Genomic DNA, 17,826 nt, shown 5'->3' on the forward strand with positions numbered 1-17,826 from the left:
ACAACCGGGTTGTGCTGAATTGGGACGCCGGCGGCCCGAGTGGAGAAGTGCGATGGTGATGAGTGCAGTGGTGTGTGACTGCAGCTTGTGAATGGCCGTGCTATTTCGAGACTGGCTTCTTTCCGAGTGTGCTTGTGGCCTTCGGTTCGAGAGGTACGTCTGCCACAGACTCCTCCGAGGCGTCGTCGCCACGGAGTTCTTCGTCTGTGTACCTGTCGACCGAGTCTACCTCAGCGTTCGCCGGTGACCACGCAATTCCCGATCGGTACGGCCCGCGTTCGAGACCGGGGTGGCGCTTCGTCTGCACGATGATGAGGATCAGGCCGATCGCGATGGAGATCCACGAGGCCCACACGTTCGTGCGCACGCCGAAGAAGATCTCGCTCGGGTCGATGCGGATCGTCTCGAAGACGCTCCGGCCGGCGCCGTACCAGATCAGGTAGGCCCCGAAGACCTTGCCCCATTGGAGCTTCAGGCGGCTCGAGAGCATGAGGAGCACGATGACGCCGACGACATCCCAGATGACCTCATAGGCGAAGGTGGGCTGGAAGAGCGTTCCGGGCTCGAGGCCGATCGGGATGGCCGGGTTCGGTGACGCGATCTCGAGTCCCCACCAGCCGTTCGTCGGGTAGCCGAACAGTTCCTGGTTGAAGTAGTTGCCGAAACGGCCGAAGGCCTGGGCCAGCAGGAGGCCCGGGGCGAGGGCGTCGCCGAACGTCCACAGGCGGATGCCCGTGAGGCGGCAGCCGATGTAGGCGCCGAGCGCACCACCGAGCAGACCGCCGTAGATGGCGATGCCGCCCTCCCAGATGTAGAGGGTCTTCAGCAGGTCGGCACCCGGATAGAAGTAGTCGCCCGGGTGCGTCAGCACGTGGAAGACACGGGATCCGATGATTCCGAGCGGAACCGCCCAGAGGATGATGTCAAGAACGATGCCCGGCTCGGCCCCCCGCTTCGTGAGGCGACGCGACGTCATGATCGTCGCAATCACGATGCCGAGCAGAATGCACAGCGCATAGATGCGGATGCTCAGGTTCCAGTTCTCGGGCAGGGCGAGGCCCAACGTGCGAATCCACCCGGTGATGTCAAGCGAGTTGATCGACGGGCTGGGAATGCTCTGCGGCAGAAACACCTGGTGGTAGACCTTCCATGCGGGAACCGAAGGCGAAGAGGGCAATCGGCAAGCCCAATTCTAGGGTGCGCCATGAGGCGGCGTGTGACAGGGGCCTGCTGTCTGCCCGGTCTCTCAGAGTCTGGTGGGTCTCTCAGAGTCTGGTGGGTCTCTCAGAGACTGGCCGGGGCGTGCAGAGGGTCAGCGGCGCGTGCCGACGGCGAGGGATGCTGCCACCTTCGCAGCTCCCTGCACTCCGTCTTCGCTGAGAGCACGCACGAGGGCCGAACCGACGATGGCACCGTCGGCGTATTCGAGCACTTCGGCGACCTGCTCCCCCGTCGAGATGCCGATGCCGACGCAGGCGCTGGTGGAGCCGACGGCCCGCAGCCGGTCGACGAGTGTTCGCGCTGAGGCATCGACGTCGCTCCGGGCGCCGGTGACGCCCATCGTCGACACCACGTAGACGAAACCGCGGCTGTTGGTGACGGCCAGTTCAAGGCGCTCCCCGGTGGAGGTGGGCGCTGCCAGGAATACCCGGTCCAGGCCCGTGCGGTCGCTTGCGGCAAGCCACGGGGCCCCCGAGTCGACCGTGAGGTCGGGCGTGATAAGGCCCGCGCCGCCCGCGGAGACGAGGTCGTCTGCGAACCGGTCGACGCCGTACTGCACCACAGGATTCCAGTACGTCATGAGCAGGATGGGAGCATCCACTCGCGAACGGATCGCCTCGACGGCAGTGAAGGCGTCGCGCAGGCGGAAGCCGTTCTCGAGAGCGGTCTGGGTCGCCCTCTGGATGACCGGGCCGTCCATCACCGGATCGGTGTAGGGCAGACCGAGTTCCAGCACGTCCACGCCGTTCTCGACGAGCGCCACGGCCGCGTCGATGCTCTGTTCAAGCGTCGGGAACCCGACCGGCAGGTAGCCGATCAGTGCACCGGCCCGGTCGCGCTTCGCCCGGGCGATGCGGGTGCCGACGGGTGAGACGATCGTCGTGCCGCTCACAGTTGCACCCCTCGACCCGAGGCGAGCTCGGCCGCTTCCCCGGATCCCGCGTGGAGTTCGTCGGTCAGCGCGTCGCTCGCCAACTCACCGGCTTCGAGGGAGCTCGCCTCGAGCTCGGTGGCGACCAGGGCGACCTCGTCGAGAACACCGAAGTAGCGCGCCGCCGTCTCCACGTCTTTGTCGCCCCGACCGCTGAGGTTGATCAGGATGACCTTGCAGGGGCCGAGTTCACGACCGAGGGTGAGGGCGCCAGCGAGAGCGTGGGCCGACTCGATGGCCGGGATGATGCCCTCGGTCTCGCAGAGCAGCCGGAAGGCGGCCATGGCCTCCGTATCGGTGATCGGCAGGTACTGTGCGCGGCCGATCGAGGCGAGCCAGGCGTGCTCCGGGCCGACGCCCGGGTAGTCGAGGCCGGCGGAGATGGAGTGTGAGTCCGAGGTCTGGCCGTCTTCGTCCTGGAGCATCATGCTGCGGGAGCCGTGCAGCACCCCGGGGCGACCCATCGTGATGGTCGCGGCGTGGCGGAGGGTGTCGACACCATCCCCGGCCGCCTCATACCCGATGAGGGTGACGTCGGGATCGTCGAGGAAGGCGTGGAAGATGCCGATGGCGTTCGAGCCGCCGCCGACGCACGCGATCACGGCGTCGGGCAGCGCGCCGGTGAGGTCGAGCACCTGCTGGCGCGCCTCCTCGCCGATGATCTTGTGGAAGTCGCGCACCATCACGGGGAACGGGTGGGGACCGGCGACCGTGCCGAGCACGTAGTGGGTGTCCTCCACGTTGGCGACCCAGTCGCGGAAGGCCTCGTTGAGAGCATCCTTCAGCGTGCGCGTACCCGTTGTGACGGGGACGACTTCGGCACCGAGCAGCCGCATGCGGGCCACGTTCAGGGCCTGGCGCTCGGTGTCGACCTCGCCCATGTAGACGACGCAGCTCATGCCCATCAGGGCGGCCGCGGTCGCCGTGGCCACACCGTGCTGGCCGGCGCCGGTCTCGGCGATGAGCCGCGTCTTGCCGAGGCGTCTGGCGAGAAGGGCCTGGCCGAGCACGTTGTTGATCTTGTGCGAGCCCGTGTGGTTCAGGTCTTCCCGCTTCAGGATGATGCGGGCATCCCCTGCATGCCGGGCGAAGCGCGGGGCCTCGGTGAGGATCGACGGCCGACCGGTGTAGCTGCGGTGGAGCTCGGTGAGCTCGGCGGCGAAGGCCGGGTCGTTCTTGGCTTCGTCGTAGGCGGCGGCAATCTCGTCGAGGGCGGCGATCAGCGACTCGGGCATGAACCTCCCGCCGAACTCGCCGAAGAACGGCCCCTGCTCGTCGCGGAGGTGCGTGGTCATGAGACTCCCAGGAATTCTTCGAGCGTGCGGGCGGGATCGCCGGTGACGAGAGCTTCGCCCACGAGGACCACGTCAGCGCCGCTCGCGCGGTAGTGGCTGACATCCGCAGCCGTCTTGACGGCGGATTCAGCCACGCGGATGATGCCGGCCGGAATGCGATCGGCCAGCGTGCCGAACAGGTCGGGGTCGAGTTCGAACGTCGACAGGTTGCGGGCGTTCACCCCGATGAGGGATGCGCCCACGTCGAGCGCGCGCTCGACCTCCTCGGCGGAGTGCGTCTCGACCAGGGCCGTCATGCCGAGGGACTGGATGAGCTCCTGCAGGTGCTCGAGCTGGCCCTGGTCGAGCGCCGCGACGATCAGCAGCACCAAGTCTGCGCCGGCGGCACGCGCCTCGTAGACCTGGTAGTCGAGGGTGATGAAGTCTTTGCGAAGAACCGGGATCGAGACCGACTCGCGCACGAGTTCGAGGTCTTCGAGTGATCCCTTGAATTTGCGACCCTCGGTGAGCACACTGACGGTGCTGGCACCGGCCGACTGGTAGGTCGAGGCCAGGGCTGCGGGGTCATTGATGGCGGCTAGGGCACCCCGTGAGGGACTCGAGCGCTTCACCTCGGCGATGATCTTGACACGTTCGGCCGGGGCGAGGAACGCCAGGGCGTCGAGCGCGGCCGGGGCAGCGTGCGCCCGGCGCTCGACCTCATCGAAGGGGACGAGTTCGAGCCGCGCTGCTGCATCTTCGGCAGCCCCGGCGGTCAGGGATGAGAGCACGGGAGGTCAGTGCCCCCTGGCAGCAGATTTGATACCGCCGACACCGTAACCGGCCCGGGCGAGGCCGTAGCCCACCAGGAGACCCACGATGACGAGCGCTGCCGATGCCCAGACGAGCCACACGATGCTGAAGAAGAAGGCGGTCGTGCCGATGGCGAAGGCCGCCAGCATGATGACGACTGCAGTCCAGGATGCTGTCGAACTGCCGTGGCCCGGTTCTTCTGACTCGATGCTCATCTTGCTCCTTGTGATTCGTGTTCGCGGGTCGCCATCCAGTGTATCCGGTGCCGGTCGGTGCGACTGGTGCCAGGCGGTGGCTTGACTGCCGGGCAGGTGGCGGTCAGGTGCCGCCTGCTGCAGGTCAGTCCGTCGGGTCCTGGCCGCGGGTCAGACTGTCCCAGCTGTCGACTGCGGCGGTACGCGTCGTGTTGACGTCTCGCGCGACAGGCTTCACCGGTTCGGCGGGGCTCTCGACGACCAGGTCGACGGGATTGCCCGACGTCCGCCCGTCTGAGGCGGCGAAGGTCACCGGCTGGTACTTGCGGCCGGAGGCCGGCCAGCGCCGCATCGACACCACGATGAGGATGCCCGTCAGCGCCATCAGCACACCGCTGACCACGGCCAGGAAGGGCCACAGCTCCGTTCCGGCAGAGGTGGCGATCTGGCCGATGGAGGAGGTTCCGGCCACGCCGGTGGCCGTGGTGATGGCCGACTGGCCCGCCTGCACCGGATCCGCCAGCGCGGAGACCGACGACACGGTGATGGAGGCACCGAGCACGAACTCCAGCACGCCGAGCACCACGCGGATGACCCGGCCGGCGATCGCGAGGGCGGCTGAAAGTGCCAACCCCGCGAGGGCGAGGGCAGAGAGCGCGGGAGCCGCGACGGCGCCCTGCACGGTGACCGTCACGGTGTCGCCCACGCGCCCCTGGGCGTGCAGGCTGAACCACGGCTGCGACCAGGCCAGGAAGACGAGCCCACTCCAGACGATGACGGCCAGGATGGTATACGACTTCAGTCGCCGGGCCCTCGCCGCCGTGAGTTCCGTCTCGCTGGGCACTGTCTCGCTGGGCACCGTCTTGCTGGGCGCCGTCGCGCTGGGCACAGGTTCCGGCAGAGCCGCTCCGCCGGTCATCCGACCCTCGTCATCGCGTTCGCGATCGCCACGGCCCGGAGGGGTGCGGCCGCCTTGTTCTGGGACTCGATGAACTCCGAGTCCGGGTCGGAGTCTGCGACGAGCCCGCCGCCGGCCTGCACGCGCGCGACCCCGTCGGAGATGACCGCCGTACGGATGGCGATGGCGAGGTCGGCGTCGCCGGCGAAGTCGAAGTAGCCCACGACTCCCCCGTAGACCCCCCGCTGGGCCGGCTCCAGGTCGTCGATGATCTGCAGCGCGCGCGGCTTCGGGGCGCCGGAGAGGGTGCCGGCGGGGAACGTCGCCCGGAACACATCGATCGCTGTGACATCGTCGGCCAGCGTGCCCTCGACAGACGACACGATGTGCATGATGTGGCTGAACCGCTCGATGCGCATGAACTCGGTCACCTCGACGGATCCGGCCTCGCAGACCTTCAGCAGGTCGTTCCGCGCCAGGTCGACGAGCATCAGGTGCTCGGCGCGCTCCTTCGGATCGGCCAGCAGGTCGGTCTCGAACTCGAGATCAGCCTCGACCGTGCGGCCGCGTGGCCGGGAACCGGCGATCGGATGGGTGAACGCCGTGCCACCGGCCACCTTCACGAGCGCCTCGGGGCTCGAGCCCACGATCGCGTAGGGCTCGCGGGCCGGCGACTCGAGGTTCAGCAGGTACAGGTACGGGCTCGGGTTGAGCGTGCGGAGCACGCGGTAGACGTCGATGGGTTCGGCCACGCACTCGAGGTCGAACCGCTGCGCGATGACGACCTGGAACACGTCGCCGTCGCGGATGTGCTGCTTGGCGATGTCGATCGACGCCAGGAATTCGTCGCGCGTGGTTCGGGCGTCCGGAGCCGCGGTCAGGCCGAAGTCGGCCTCAGCGAGCCAGGCTTCCGCCGGTTTGGCGAGCCGGCGCTGCATCGAGTCGAGGCGGGTCTGGGCATCGCGCCACAGCTCGTCGGCGCTGAGCTTCTCAGCCTCGGCCGCCGCGCGCCGACGGGACCCCGAACCGGCCGCAGAGAAACCGTCGGCGAGCACGGTCGAGACGAGGGTGACCGTGCCGAGGAGGTGGTCGACGGCGATCAGGTCGGAGACGAACGAGAGGGCCTGGCTCGGCATGCTGAAGTCGGCGGGCGGCCGGTTCGGCAGGTGCTCGATCTGGCGGATCGTCTCCCAGCCGATGAAGCCGACGAGACCGCCGGTGAGGGGAGGGTGCCCGGGGATGACCGGGGTCTTCCATTCCTCATAGAGCTCGGCGAGGGCCTCGAGGGGGCCGGCGGGCATGCCCTGGGGGAAGGCGCGCGCGGCGCTCAGCCCCGACCCCATCCAGACCGCGCGGTCGCCGTCCGCGCTCAGCACGCCGTAACTCGACACGCCGATGAAGGAGAAGCGCGACCAGACACCGCCCTGGGCCGCCGACTCGAGCAGGAACGTCCCCGGCCGGTTGTCGCTGAGCTTCCGGTAGATGCCCACCGGGGTCTCACCGTCGGAGAAGAGGGTGCGGATGACCGGCAGCACGCGATGCGTCGGGAGCAGTGCGTCGAACTCTGCCCGGGTGGTGGACGTCGCCGTGGTGGACGTCGCCGTCGTGGACGTCGGCGTGCTCGACATCGTGGGAGTCTCCGTCATCACCATCATCCCTCGGTAGCGTCCGGCGCACCCTGCACCGGAGCAAGCGGGTCGCCATCGAAGCAGGTGCGGGTGCCGGTGTGGCACGCGACGCCGATCTGGTCGACCGTCACCAGAAGCGTATCCCCATCGCAGTCGAGCGCGGCGCTCCGCACATACTGCGCGTGACCGGAGGTGTCGCCCTTTCGCCAGTACTCCTGGCGGGACCGCGACCAGAAAGTCACGCGGCCGGTGGTGTACGTGCGGCGGAGGGCTTCGGCATCCATGTACCCGAGCATCAGCACTTCGAGAGTGTCGAACTGCTGGATGACGGCTGGAAGGAGTCCCTGCGCGTCGAAGGTCGCGCGGGCGATCACCGCCTCCGCGTCGACAGGCAGCTTCTCGATGCTGTCACTCGACCCTCTGTTCTCGCGCTGCCGTGTGTTTTCGCTCATCGGACGGTCACTCCGCTCTCGGCCAGCGCCTCTTTGACGTCGCCGATGGTCAGTTCACGGTTGTGGAACACGGATGCCGCGAGCACCGCATCGGCGCCCGCTTCGACCGCCTCGGGGAAGTCGCCGAGCGTGCCGGCGCCGCCCGAGGCGATGACCGGCACACTGCTCATGGCTTTCATCAGCCGGATCAGCTCGAGGTCGTAGCCGTCTTTCGTGCCGTCGGCGTCGATCGAGTTGACGAGCAGTTCGCCCGCACCGAGTTCGATGGCGCGTGCGGCCCAGGCCAGGGCATCCAGATCCGTCTCGCGGCGGCCGCCGTGCGTCGTGACGACGAATCCCGAGTCGGTTCTGGAGGAACGTTTCACGTCGAGCGAGAGCACCAGCACCTGGGCGCCGAAGCGGTCGGCGATCTCGCCCAGCAGTTCGGGCCGGGCGATCGCGGCGCTGTTGACACCGACCTTGTCGGCCCCGCTCGCGAGCAGCCGGGCGACGTCTTCGGCGCTCCGCACTCCCCCGCCGACCGTCAGCGGGATGAAGACCTGCTCGGCGGTCCGCCGCACGATGTCGTAGGTCGTCTCGCGCTCGTCGACCGTCGCGGTCACGTCGAGGAAGGTGATCTCGTCGGCACCCTGCGCGCTGTAGAGGCGCGCGAGCTCGACGGGATCGCCCGCATCGCGCAGATTCTCGAAGTTGACTCCCTTGACGACCCGGCCGGCGGCCACGTCGAGGCAGGGAATGACGCGCACAGCGAGCGTCATGACAGAGCCTCGCGGCGCGTGAGCGACATGGTCAGAGCCTCGCGGCGTGGATCGGGCTCACCAGGATGGCGCGGGCCCCGACCTCCCAGAGCGAGTCCATGACGAGGTTCATCTCCGTTCGCGGAACCATCGCGCGAACAGCGACCCAGTCGGGATCGGCGAGCGGGGAGATGGTCGGCGACTCGATGCCGGGGGTGACCGCCGTGGCGGCGTCGAGGTGCACGCGGGGCACGTCGTAGTCCATCAGCACGTACTGGCGGGCGACGAGAACGCCCTGGAGGCGGCGGAGCAGGGTGTCGGCGCCGGGGTTCTGCACCCCGGAGGAGATGAGCACGGCCGTGGACTGCAGGATGACCGGGCCGAAGATCTCGAGCCCCGCCTTCCGGAGCGTGCTGCCGGTCGAGACGACATCGGCGACGGCATCCGCGACGCCCAGGCGCACGGCTGACTCGACGGCGCCATCGAGCTTGACGAGGGTCGCCGTGACGTTCGTCTTCGCAAGGAACGCACCGACGAGCCCCGGGTAGCTGGTGGCGACACGGCGGCCCTGCAGCTGGTCGAGACTGTCGAACTGCCCGCCGGGCGCGGCGAAGCGGAAGGTCGACTCGCCGAAGTCGAGCTCGGCGACCTCCGCGGCCGGCGACTCGGAATCGAGCAGCAGGTCGCGGCCCGTGATGCCCACATCGAGCGCACCAGAGCCGACGTAGGTCGCGATGTCCCGCGGCCGGAGGTAGAAAAATTCGACGTTGTTGCGTGGATCCTGGGTGACCAGCTCGCGGGGGTCGCGGCGGCCGTGGTAGCCGGCCTCCGCGAGCATCTGGGCAGCGGTCTCCGACAGCGAACCCTTGTTGGGTACCGCGATTTTCAGCATGGTGATCTTTCGTGGAAAGTGGGGGTGTGGTGTTACAGGTGCTTGTACACGTCGGCGGGGCTGAGGCCCTTCGCCAGCATCATCACCTGCAGATGGTAGAGCAGCTGGGAGATCTCCTCGGCCGTCTCATCGAGGCTCTGGAACTCGGCCGCCATCCACACCTCTGCGGCCTCTTCGACAATCTTCTTGCCGATGGCATGCACACCCGCGTCCAGCTCGCGCACGGTGCCGGAGCCCTCGGGGCGGAGCTGCTGCTTCTGCTGCAGTTCGTCGAACAGGGAGTCGAAGGTCTTCACGTGTTCTAGGTTACCGGGTGCGCCGGAGGTTGCCGGGTGATTCAGGGGTTGCCGGATGCGTCAGTGCGTATGCTTCGCGGCCAGCTCCCGCAACAGTCCGATCTGGGTCGCCGCGTTCTCGGCGCCGAAGACGCTGGAACCGGCGACGAAGGTGTCGGCGCCGGCCGCCGCCGCGATCTCGATGGTCGTCTCGCCGATGCCGCCGTCGACCTGCAGCCACACGTCGAGGCCGCTCTTCGCGACGGCCTCGCGGGCGGCGGCGAGCTTCGGCATCGTGTCGGCCATGAAGGACTGTCCGCCGAAGCCGGGCTCGACGGTCATGATGAGCAGCATGTCGAACTCGGCCAGCAGTTCGAGGTAGGGCACGATGCTCGTGCCCGGCTTCACGGCGAGACCGGCTCGGGCACCGATCTGCCGGAGACGCCGGGCGGTGGCCACGGCATCCACGGCAGCCTCGGCGTGGAACGTGACCGAGAACGCACCGGTCTCGGCGTAGACGGGTGCCCAGCGATCGGCGTCGCTGATCATGAGATGCAGGTCGAGCGGCAGCGGCGAGACCTTCTGCAGGCTCTCGACGACAGGGAGGCCGAGCGTGAGGTTCGGCACGAAATGGTTGTCCATCACGTCGACGTGGATCAGGTCGGCGGTGGAGACACGGTCGATCTCGGCCTGGAGGTTGGCGAAGTCGGCGGCAAGGATGCTGGGGTCGATTCTCACGGGCACGCTTCCAACCCTACTGGGGTCGAAAGGACCCGTTCTGCGCTGCCGGGGGCACGTGGACCGCAGAACGGGACCTCTCGGTCACCGTGTGGACCTCAGGCCGCGGGGAGCTTTCGGAACAGAGCGATGAACATCGCGTCGGTGCCGTGCACGTGCGGCCAGAGTTGCGCCTGCGTTTCGTCTGAGCCGAGCACCAGGGGCGTGTCTGCGAACGACTGGAGGGTGGCCTGGGTGGCGAGCGGCTCAAGCACTCCGCTGTGGCGCTTTAGGGCATCCGTCGCCTGCCCGCGCGTCTCGGCGACATGCGGCGAACAGGTGACGTAGGCGAGGATGCCGCCGGGCTTCAGGGCGGCGACGGCCGAGTCGATGAGCTTCGACTGCAGCACGACGAGTTCGGCGACGTCTTTCGGGGACTTGCGCCAGCGCGCCTCCGGTCGACGCCTGAGGGCCCCGAGGCCGGTGCAGGGGGCGTCGACGAGGATGCGGTCGAACTCACCGGGGTTCGTTGCGCCGACGGTGGTGCCGTCGAGTTCCCACACGGCGGGCGAGTCGGGGAAGGCCGCGAGGGCGTTCCGCACGAGTTCGGCCCGGGCCGGCACGGGTTCGTTCGCGGTGAGGATGGCTCCGCCCTCCCGGGCTTCCGCCGCGAGCACGGCGGACTTGCCACCGGGGCCTGCGCAGAGGTCGAGCCACCGTTCGCCCGTCGCGATCGGTCGTGCCCGGGTGAGGGCGAGCGCGGCGAGCTGTGATCCCTCGTCCTGCACGCGGACGGTGCCTGCCGTGACCTCGGGGATGTCGCGCGGATCGCCCGAGTCGGTGATGAAGCCGAACGGCGAGTAGGGCGCTGGATGCCCGTCGACGGCGATCTGGTCGCGCTTCGCCAACCCCGGCAGGGCGACCAGGCCGAGCCGTGCGGGTTCGTTGTCGGCTTCGAGGAGGGCGACGAGGTCGACTTCGGCGATGGCGGCGGCGTCTGGGGCGCTGCCGCTGCTGGTCGTGCTGGCTCCAGCCGCGGCGTCGGTCAGAAGGGCCCGACGGAAGGCACGGACGATCCATGACGGGTGCGAGTACAGCACCTCGAGGCGGCCATCCTCGCCTGTGGCGCTCTCGAGCACCCTGTCCTGCCACTGTTCGGGCGTCGAACGGGTGATCGTACGGAGCACGCCGTTGACGAAGCCGGTCGACGAGCGGGATGCAACAACGCGGGCGAGTTCCACCGCCTCGTTGACAGCGGCGTGACTCGCCACGCGGAGCGACAGCAGCTGGTGGGCGGCGAGTTCGAGTACGTCGACGAGCGGGCCGTCGATCTCGTCGATCCGGCGATTGGCAGCGAGCTCGATGACGCGATCGTAGTACCCGCGGAGCCGGAGCGTTCCGTAGGTCAGTTCTGTGGCGAGGCCGGCATCGGCGGTACTGAGTTTCGCGCGGGCGAGCTTGGTGGGCAGCAGCAGGTTGGCGTAGGCGTCGTCCTCCCGTACCGCCCGGATCACCTCAAAGGCGATCCGCCGGGCCGGCTGCACGGCCGTGGCGCTCTGCGTGCGTTCGCGAGGGCCCGGAGCGGTGCCCGAACGGTCGCGCCCGGCCCCGGCCCCGTGGCCGCGGCCGCGATCGCGGCTGGGTGTGTCACGACTGGTGCCGTCGCGACCGATGCTGTCACGACCGGTGCCGTCGCGACCTGCGCTACCCCGGCCCGGGCTGGAACTCCGCCCCTGGTTGGCGCCCCGGCGGCCGTGCTTCGGCCGGTCGCCCGGTGCGTCGCCCGTGCCACCGGTGCCGCCGTCATTCGTGCCGCTCATTCCGCCACCATCTCGATCGTCGATCCTGCTGCGTTGCCCGCCTGCCCGCTACCGGCCTGCGCCCCGCGCCACCAGTCTGCGGCCGCCATCGGCTTCTTCCCCGATGGTTGCACACGCACCAGGCGGAGCGGCGTGTCGGCCGTGCCGATCACCGGTGTACGCCCGTCGAGCCGGATGTGACCGGGCGGCAACGGCGGTGCATCTCGCGCGGGTTCCGCCTCGAGGATCTTGAAGCGCTCACCCGCGACCGTCGTGAAGGCTCCGGGCTCGGGCGTGACACCGCGGAGGCGCTGGTAGATCTCGGCGGAGCCCCGCGACCAGTCGAGCCGGGCATCCTCGATGCCGAGCTTCGGAGCCAGGGTCGTCTCGCCCTGCTGTTCGATCGAGACGGCGGTGCCGTCGGCGAGGCCGCGCACGACCTCGGAGACGAGCCCCGCGCCGTCGTCGGCCAGCGAACCGAGCAGGCTGCCGGCGTTCTGGTGGGCACCGATCGGCGTGCGGAGTGTCTGGAACACCGGTCCGGCATCCATTCCCGCCACCAGCTGGAACACGGATGCCCCGGTGACGGCGTCGCCCGCGATGATTGCGTGCTGCACAGGCGCCGCCCCGCGCCAGCGGGGCAGCAGGGAGAAGTGCAGGTTGATCCAGCCGAGGCGGGGCGTGCTGAGCAGGGGTTCCCGAACGAAGCCGCCGTACGCGACGATCACACCGAGCTCGGCGTCGAGCGCTTTCACGCGCGCGGTCACCTCGTCGTCGAGTCGGTTCGCCTTGATGACCGGGATGCCGAGCTCCTCGGCCAGGGTTGCCACGGGTGACGGGGCGAGCACGCGCTTCCGGCCCTGCGGGGCATCCAGCCGGGTGATGACGGCGACGACCTCGTGTTCGGCAGCCAGCCGGCGGAGGGTGGGGTTGGCAACCTCAGGGGTTCCGGCGAAGACAAGTCTCAATCGAGGATCTCCAGGTCGTCGAACCGCACCCGCAGGGTGGGCGGTGGTCGGTAGTTGGCGGGTTTGCCGGGGATCTTGCGCCGGCTGGTCGCGTTCTTGACGACAGCGGCCCTGAGCGTCGAGGCGACGTTCGCCCCCACCGCATAGTCGAAACGCACGACGGACCGCACGAAGTCGTCGGTCTCGTCGGGAACGGGTCCGAGCACATCTATCTTCGCGCTGTCTTCGCCCTGGACCGAATCGTGGAGCTCCTGCACAGCCTTGGCGACTGCGTCAGGGGTGCCTCGCACCGTAGCGATCCGCACCGCGGGCGGGAAGCGCAGGCGCCTCCGGTCGGCGAGTTCTGCGCTGGCGAAGCGCGCATGCTGCCAGGTGACCAACGTTCGGGCGAGGTCTCCCCCGACGCCCACGATGATGGCCGGGGCGCGGGGCGCGGCGAGGGCGATGGCGTTCGACCACCACCGGAGGCAGTCCTCCCCCACCGTGAGCGACTCGCGTGCGAGCATCCGTTCTCCGTCGAGCAGCAGTACGGCGTGGTAGCCACCCGCGGCCACCGGTTCTGCGCCGCGGGTCGCGATCACGAGGGCCGGGGCCGACCCCACATCGCCGAGGGAGCGGGAGCCATCCGAGACGATGATGCGCGTCGCAGGGAAGGCGCGACCGAGCTCTTCGGCGGTGCGGGTGCTGCCCTGGCCGACGAGGCGAAAGGTCGTGCCCTCGCAGTGCCGGCACTGCCACTGGGCGGCGATGGCCCCGCACCAGGCGCAGGAGGGCGGAGAGCTTCGGGCGGCCTGGCGGAGCGGGCCCTCGCAGACGAGGCAGTGCGCGGGGTTGGTGCAACTCGCGCAGGCGAGCACGGGAGCGTAGCCGGGGCGGGCGACCTGCACGAGCACGGGCCCGGTCTCGAGGGCCTTCCGCACAGCATTCCAGGCGCTCGATGGAATGCGGGCGGACTGAGCGAGCCTGTCGTTCGACGACTGCGCAGAGGTGGGGACGACGTTCGGCAGGAATCGGGGGCTCTGCGCCACGTCGCGGAGGAAGCCGAGTTCGACCAGCCGTTCGACCTCCGAACTGCGGGAGTGCGAGACGAAGGCCAGGGCCGCCCCGCTCAACTCCTGGCGCACGAGCGCCGCGTCGCGGGAGGAGACGTACGGGCTGAGCGGTTCGTCGTGGAGCGGATCGGCTTCGTCCCAGAGGGCGATCAGGCCGAGATCGTGGGCGGGGGCATAGATCGCCGAGCGGGTGCCGATGATCACGCGCGGAACGGCCTCGAGGCATTCCAGGAAGTGCCCGTAGCGCTCCGGATTGGTCTGGTGGGCGTCGAGCGGCGAGACCCGGTCGGCCGGCACACCCGCACCGCGGAGGGCGGTGGTGAGCTGTTCCTGGTCGCGGTAGTCGGGCACCACCAGGATGGATGATCGGCCGAGGTGCAGCGTGAACGCAGCCATGGCGGCCATCGTCTCGGCCCAGGCGCCCACCCACTCCCCGTCGGCAGTCTGCCGCACGGTGGGCACCGCGGTGATGGCGAGGCGCGCCCGCGCCCGGAGGGCACCCTCGACGACACCGTCGCCGTATCCCGTGATGGCCGGGGCCACCCCTGCCGGTGCGGGTGCGGGGGCCTCTCCTTCGGTCGCCACCGCGTCTGCTCCGGCAGCACCTTCCGCGGCTGTGGCCGCTCCTGCCTCGGTCACCGCCGCGGCGGCTGTCGCCGCACCCGCTGTCGCCGCGCCCGCCGTCGTTTCGGCTGCCGCCGCCTGCTTCGCCACCCACGCCTTCTCGACGCGCACGGTGCGCGGCGGCACGGCGATCCGCACGACGTCGCTCGCATTTCCCGCGGCGCGTGTGGCCACCCGGCGGGCGAACTGCCACACGTCGGGCGTGAGCACGGCGACCGGCGACACGACCTCCTCGATGTCGCTGAGGGTGCCCACGTAGTCGGCGTGGTCCGTCACCTCGACGATGTAGGCGCGCGACACCCGTCCGGCCGAGCGGAGCGGCACCTTCACGCGCACGCCCGGCTGGGCATCCGACCGCAGGCCCTCGGGGATGCGGTAGTCGAACAGCCGGTCGAGCTGCGGCAGCGGGGACTCCAGCATCACCCGGGCGACCCAGGTGGGAGCACGGCCGGAGCCGTGCAGCTCTGCGACGCCTGCCTCTGCGGAGCCGGAGCCTGCCTCCACGCCGCCTGCCCCTGGGGCACCCTCCTCGGCGGCGGGAGCGCCGCCGTCAGGGCTCACAAGCGCGCTGCGGCCTGCAGATCGGCCACGCGGTCGAGGCGCTCCCAGGTGAAGTCTGGGAGCTCCCGGCCGAAGTGGCCGTAGGTGGCCGTCTGGGCGTAGATCGGGCGGAGCAGGTCGAGGTCGCGGATGATCGCGGCCGGGCGCAGGTCGAAGACCTGCCTGATGGCGTCGATGATGAGCTCGTCGGGAACGTGGTTCGTACCGAACGTCTCGACGTAGAGGCCCACCGGTGCAGCCTTGCCGATCGCGTAGGCGATCTGCACCTCGAGCTTGTCGGCGAACCCGGCGGCGACCGCGTTCTTCGCGACCCAGCGCATCGCGTACGCGGCGGAGCGGTCGACCTTCGACGGGTCTTTGCCGCTGAAGGCACCGCCGCCGTGACGGCTCGCTCCCCCATAGGTGTCGACGATGATCTTGCGCCCGGTGACACCGGCATCACCCTGCGGCCCGCCGATCTCGAACCGGCCGGTGGGGTTGATCAGGAGGGCCGCCGCCGAGGAGTCGAGCGGTGCGTCGGCGAGAACGGGACGGATGACCAGCTCCTCCACGTCGTGTGCGAGCTGTTCGCTCGTCACACTCGGCGTGTGCTGGGTGGAGAGCACCACGGTCTCGACCGTGCGCGGAGTGAGACCCTCGTAGCCGATGGTCACCTGGGTCTTGCCGTCGGGCCGGAGGTAGTCGAGCTGACCGGTCTTGCGTACCTCGGCGAGACGCTCGGAGAGCCGGTGGGCGAGCCAGATCGGCAGCGGCATGAGCTGCGGGGTCTCGGTGGTCGCGAAACCGAACATGATGCCCTGGTCGCCCGCGCCCTGCCGGTCGAGCGGATCGTCGTCGTGGGCGTCCTGGCGGGTCTCCCACGCGTTGTTGACACCCTGCGCGATGTCGGGCGACTGCGCACCGATCGACACGGAGACGCCGCAGCTGTTGCCGTCGAACCCGATGTCGGAGGAGGTGTAGCCGATGGCGTTCACCCGCTCACGGATGATCGTGGGGATGTCGACGTAGCCCTCGGTCGTGACCTCGCCCGCGACGTGCACGAGCCCGGTGGTCACCAGCGTCTCGACGGCGACGCGGCTCTTCGGGTCGACCGTGAGGAGGGCGTCGAGGATGCTGTCGGAAATCTGGTCGCAGATCTTGTCGGGGTGGCCTTCGGTGACCGACTCGGACGTGAAGAGGCGAAGATTAGTCATTGTGCTCCTGGTGGTTCGAACGGCCGGCCTCTGCCAGCACATTCAGAATGCTGTGTGCCACTGACAACTTCGAGCCGGTGGCCTCGATCACTATATGCCCGGCTCCGTCGAGCACCACGACTGTGTTGCCGTCTGTGGCAAAACCCTCGGTCCAGCCCACCCTGTTGACGACAAGATAGTCCGCGCGCTTGCGGGCGGCCTTCGTGCGGCCGAGTTCCAGGAGTTCGTCGCGGCTGCGGGCGGTCTCCGCGGCAAAGCCGACGACGAGCTGGCCCGGTGCACGGTTCGCGGCCAGCTCGGCGAGGATGTCGGGGTTCTTCACCAGCTCCAGGGTGAGCACGTCGCCCGTGGCGTCCTTCTTGATCTTGCCCTCCGCCACCTCGCGCGGCCGGTAGTCGGCGACGGCTGCGGCCATGATCACGATGTCGGCCCCGCCGAGCAGGGCGTTCATCTCCGTGCGCAACTGCTCCGCCGTCTCGACGGCGTGGCGTTCGACTCCGGCAGGCGCCGGTACTTCCAGGTGAGCGGCGACGAGCGTGACGGAGGCGCCCCGGCTGAGGGCGGCTTCGGCGAGGGCGACACCCTGCTTGCCGCTCGACCTGTTGCCGAGGAAACGCACAGGATCGAGCGGCTCGCGTGTCCCGCCGGCGGAGATGAGGATGCGGAGGCCTGCGAGGTCTGCCACAGTCGGCACCAGCAGCGCCAGCCCTGCAGCCACGATCTCGTCGGGCTCCGACATCCGTCCGGGCCCCGAGTCGGTTCCCGTCAGCTGCCCCACCGCAGGCCCGATGAAGCGGTATCCACGTGAGCGCAGCAGGGCGGTGTTCGCCACGGTGGCCGCGTTTTGCCACATCTCGGTGTGCATCGCAGGGGCCAGGAGAACAGGCGCAGTGGATGCGAGCACGGTGTTGCCGAGCAGATCGTCCGCGAGCCCCGCCGCAAGTTTCGCGAGCGTATTGGCCGTGGTCGGCGCGATGACGATCAGATCGGCGGCCTGCCCGAGCGCCACGTGCCGCACCTCGGCTACGCCCTCATAGAGGTCGGTGTGAACGGTGTTGCGGGAGATCGCCTCGAGCGTGGGCTTGCCGACGAAGCGCAGGGCGTGCTCTGTAGCGATGACCTGCACGCTGTGGCCCGCGAGAACGAAGCCGCGGACGACCCCGATCGCCTTGTAGGCGGCGATTCCCCCGGTGATTCCGACGACGATGTTCATGGCTCTACTCTGTCAGGCGAAAGTGGGCGGAGGGAAAACGAAAGGCCCGCAGTCTGGACGACAACGGGCCTCACGCGAAGAACTGGACTACTCAGGGATCGGCGCGTTCGCCTTCACGGTGAGCTTGTCCTCGTTGATCTCGTGCAGCGCGATCGACAGCGGCTTGTCGTCGATGCCGGAATCGACCAGCGGGCCGACGTTGTCGAAGAGGCTGCCTTCGTGCAGGTCTGCGTAGTAGTCGTTGATCTGGCGCGCACGCTTGGAGGCGAAGATCACGAGGGCGTACTTCGAGTCGACCTTCGAGAGCAGCTCGTCGATGGGCGGATCGATGATGCCGAGGGGCTTGGCTGGCATGGGGGTGCTCCTTGATTCGGGGGGAAGGCC

General features: G+C 69.1%; 18 protein-coding genes. All 18 read right to left on the minus strand.

Annotated elements, in window-relative coordinates; all coding sequences use genetic code 11:
- Positions 1-100 precede the first annotated feature (100 nt).
- The 18 genes from lgt to rpoZ all read right to left on the minus strand — a co-directional run bounded on the left by lgt (position 101) and on the right by rpoZ (position 17,796).
- Complete coding sequence (gene lgt / locus B7R22_RS08465; protein WP_253258975.1) at positions 101-1,084, minus strand: prolipoprotein diacylglyceryl transferase; 984 nt, start codon at positions 1,082-1,084, stop codon at positions 101-103.
- Between the two features lie 228 nt (positions 1,085-1,312).
- Entirely contained in the window at positions 1,313-2,098 is a 786-nt protein-coding gene (gene trpA / locus B7R22_RS08470; RefSeq protein WP_116411445.1) for a tryptophan synthase subunit alpha, read from the minus strand.
- Between the two features lie 11 nt (positions 2,099-2,109).
- On the minus strand, positions 2,110-3,447 hold the full coding sequence (gene trpB, locus B7R22_RS08475; protein WP_116411328.1) for a tryptophan synthase subunit beta: 1,338 nt from the start codon (positions 3,445-3,447) through the stop codon (positions 2,110-2,112).
- A complete protein-coding gene (gene trpC / locus B7R22_RS08480) occupies positions 3,444-4,217 on the minus strand; it encodes an indole-3-glycerol phosphate synthase TrpC (protein ID WP_116411329.1) in 774 nt (257 codons plus the stop codon). The genes trpB and trpC overlap by 4 nt, the downstream gene beginning before the upstream one ends.
- A gap of 6 nt (positions 4,218-4,223) precedes the next feature.
- A complete protein-coding gene (locus tag B7R22_RS08485) occupies positions 4,224-4,454 on the minus strand; it encodes a DUF6704 family protein (RefSeq protein ID WP_116411330.1) in 231 nt (76 codons plus the stop codon).
- Between the two features lie 124 nt (positions 4,455-4,578).
- On the minus strand, positions 4,579-5,352 hold the full coding sequence (locus tag B7R22_RS08490) for a Trp biosynthesis-associated membrane protein (RefSeq protein ID WP_116411331.1): 774 nt from the start codon (positions 5,350-5,352) through the stop codon (positions 4,579-4,581).
- Positions 5,349-6,959: an anthranilate synthase component I gene (locus tag B7R22_RS08495; protein ID WP_116411446.1), complete on the minus strand. Its 1,611-nt coding sequence runs from the start codon at positions 6,957-6,959 to the stop codon at positions 5,349-5,351. Before B7R22_RS08495 ends, B7R22_RS08490 begins: the two co-directional genes overlap by 4 nt.
- A gap of 23 nt (positions 6,960-6,982) precedes the next feature.
- Positions 6,983-7,411, minus strand: a complete 429-nt coding sequence (gene hisI, locus B7R22_RS08500) for a phosphoribosyl-AMP cyclohydrolase (RefSeq protein ID WP_116411332.1) — start codon at positions 7,409-7,411, stop codon at positions 6,983-6,985.
- Complete coding sequence (gene hisF / locus B7R22_RS08505) at positions 7,408-8,169, minus strand: imidazole glycerol phosphate synthase subunit HisF (protein ID WP_116411333.1); 762 nt, start codon at positions 8,167-8,169, stop codon at positions 7,408-7,410. Before hisF ends, hisI begins: the two co-directional genes overlap by 4 nt.
- A 31-nt stretch (positions 8,170-8,200) precedes the next feature.
- A complete protein-coding gene (gene hisG / locus B7R22_RS08510; protein ID WP_116411334.1) occupies positions 8,201-9,040 on the minus strand; it encodes an ATP phosphoribosyltransferase in 840 nt (279 codons plus the stop codon).
- A 32-nt stretch (positions 9,041-9,072) separates the two neighbouring features.
- Positions 9,073-9,336 (minus strand): phosphoribosyl-ATP diphosphatase, encoded by a 264-nt coding sequence (locus tag B7R22_RS08515; RefSeq protein WP_116411335.1) that lies wholly within the window; start codon positions 9,334-9,336, stop codon positions 9,073-9,075.
- A gap of 60 nt (positions 9,337-9,396) precedes the next feature.
- Positions 9,397-10,059: a ribulose-phosphate 3-epimerase gene (gene rpe, locus B7R22_RS08520; RefSeq protein WP_116411336.1), complete on the minus strand. Its 663-nt coding sequence runs from the start codon at positions 10,057-10,059 to the stop codon at positions 9,397-9,399.
- Positions 10,060-10,151: 92 nt separating this feature from the next.
- Positions 10,152-11,852, minus strand: coding sequence for an RsmB/NOP family class I SAM-dependent RNA methyltransferase (locus B7R22_RS08525; protein WP_216363428.1), 1,701 nt, complete (start codon positions 11,850-11,852; stop codon positions 10,152-10,154).
- Positions 11,849-12,799 (minus strand): methionyl-tRNA formyltransferase, encoded by a 951-nt coding sequence (gene fmt, locus B7R22_RS08530; RefSeq protein ID WP_116411337.1) that lies wholly within the window; start codon positions 12,797-12,799, stop codon positions 11,849-11,851. Before fmt ends, B7R22_RS08525 begins: the two co-directional genes overlap by 4 nt.
- Positions 12,796-14,979, minus strand: a complete 2,184-nt coding sequence (locus B7R22_RS08535; RefSeq protein ID WP_253258963.1) for a primosomal protein N' — start codon at positions 14,977-14,979, stop codon at positions 12,796-12,798. Before B7R22_RS08535 ends, fmt begins: the two co-directional genes overlap by 4 nt.
- 53 nt (positions 14,980-15,032) lie before the next feature.
- Positions 15,033-16,229 carry a methionine adenosyltransferase gene (metK, locus tag B7R22_RS08540; RefSeq protein WP_116411338.1) on the minus strand — a complete coding sequence of 399 codons (1,197 nt, stop codon included), beginning with the start codon at positions 16,227-16,229 and terminating at the stop codon, positions 15,033-15,035.
- The gene (gene coaBC / locus B7R22_RS08545) at positions 16,222-17,442 is read right to left on the minus strand and encodes a bifunctional phosphopantothenoylcysteine decarboxylase/phosphopantothenate--cysteine ligase CoaBC (RefSeq protein ID WP_116411339.1); all 1,221 of its coding nucleotides are present in this window, start codon (positions 17,440-17,442) and stop codon (positions 16,222-16,224) included. Before coaBC ends, metK begins: the two co-directional genes overlap by 8 nt.
- Before the next feature lie 87 nt (positions 17,443-17,529).
- Positions 17,530-17,796, minus strand: coding sequence for a DNA-directed RNA polymerase subunit omega (gene rpoZ, locus B7R22_RS08550; RefSeq protein WP_104243599.1), 267 nt, complete (start codon positions 17,794-17,796; stop codon positions 17,530-17,532).
- Positions 17,797-17,826 lie beyond the last annotated feature (30 nt).

Source organism: Subtercola boreus, assembly GCF_003399635.1.
GTDB lineage: Bacteria > Actinomycetota > Actinomycetes > Actinomycetales > Microbacteriaceae > Subtercola > Subtercola boreus_B.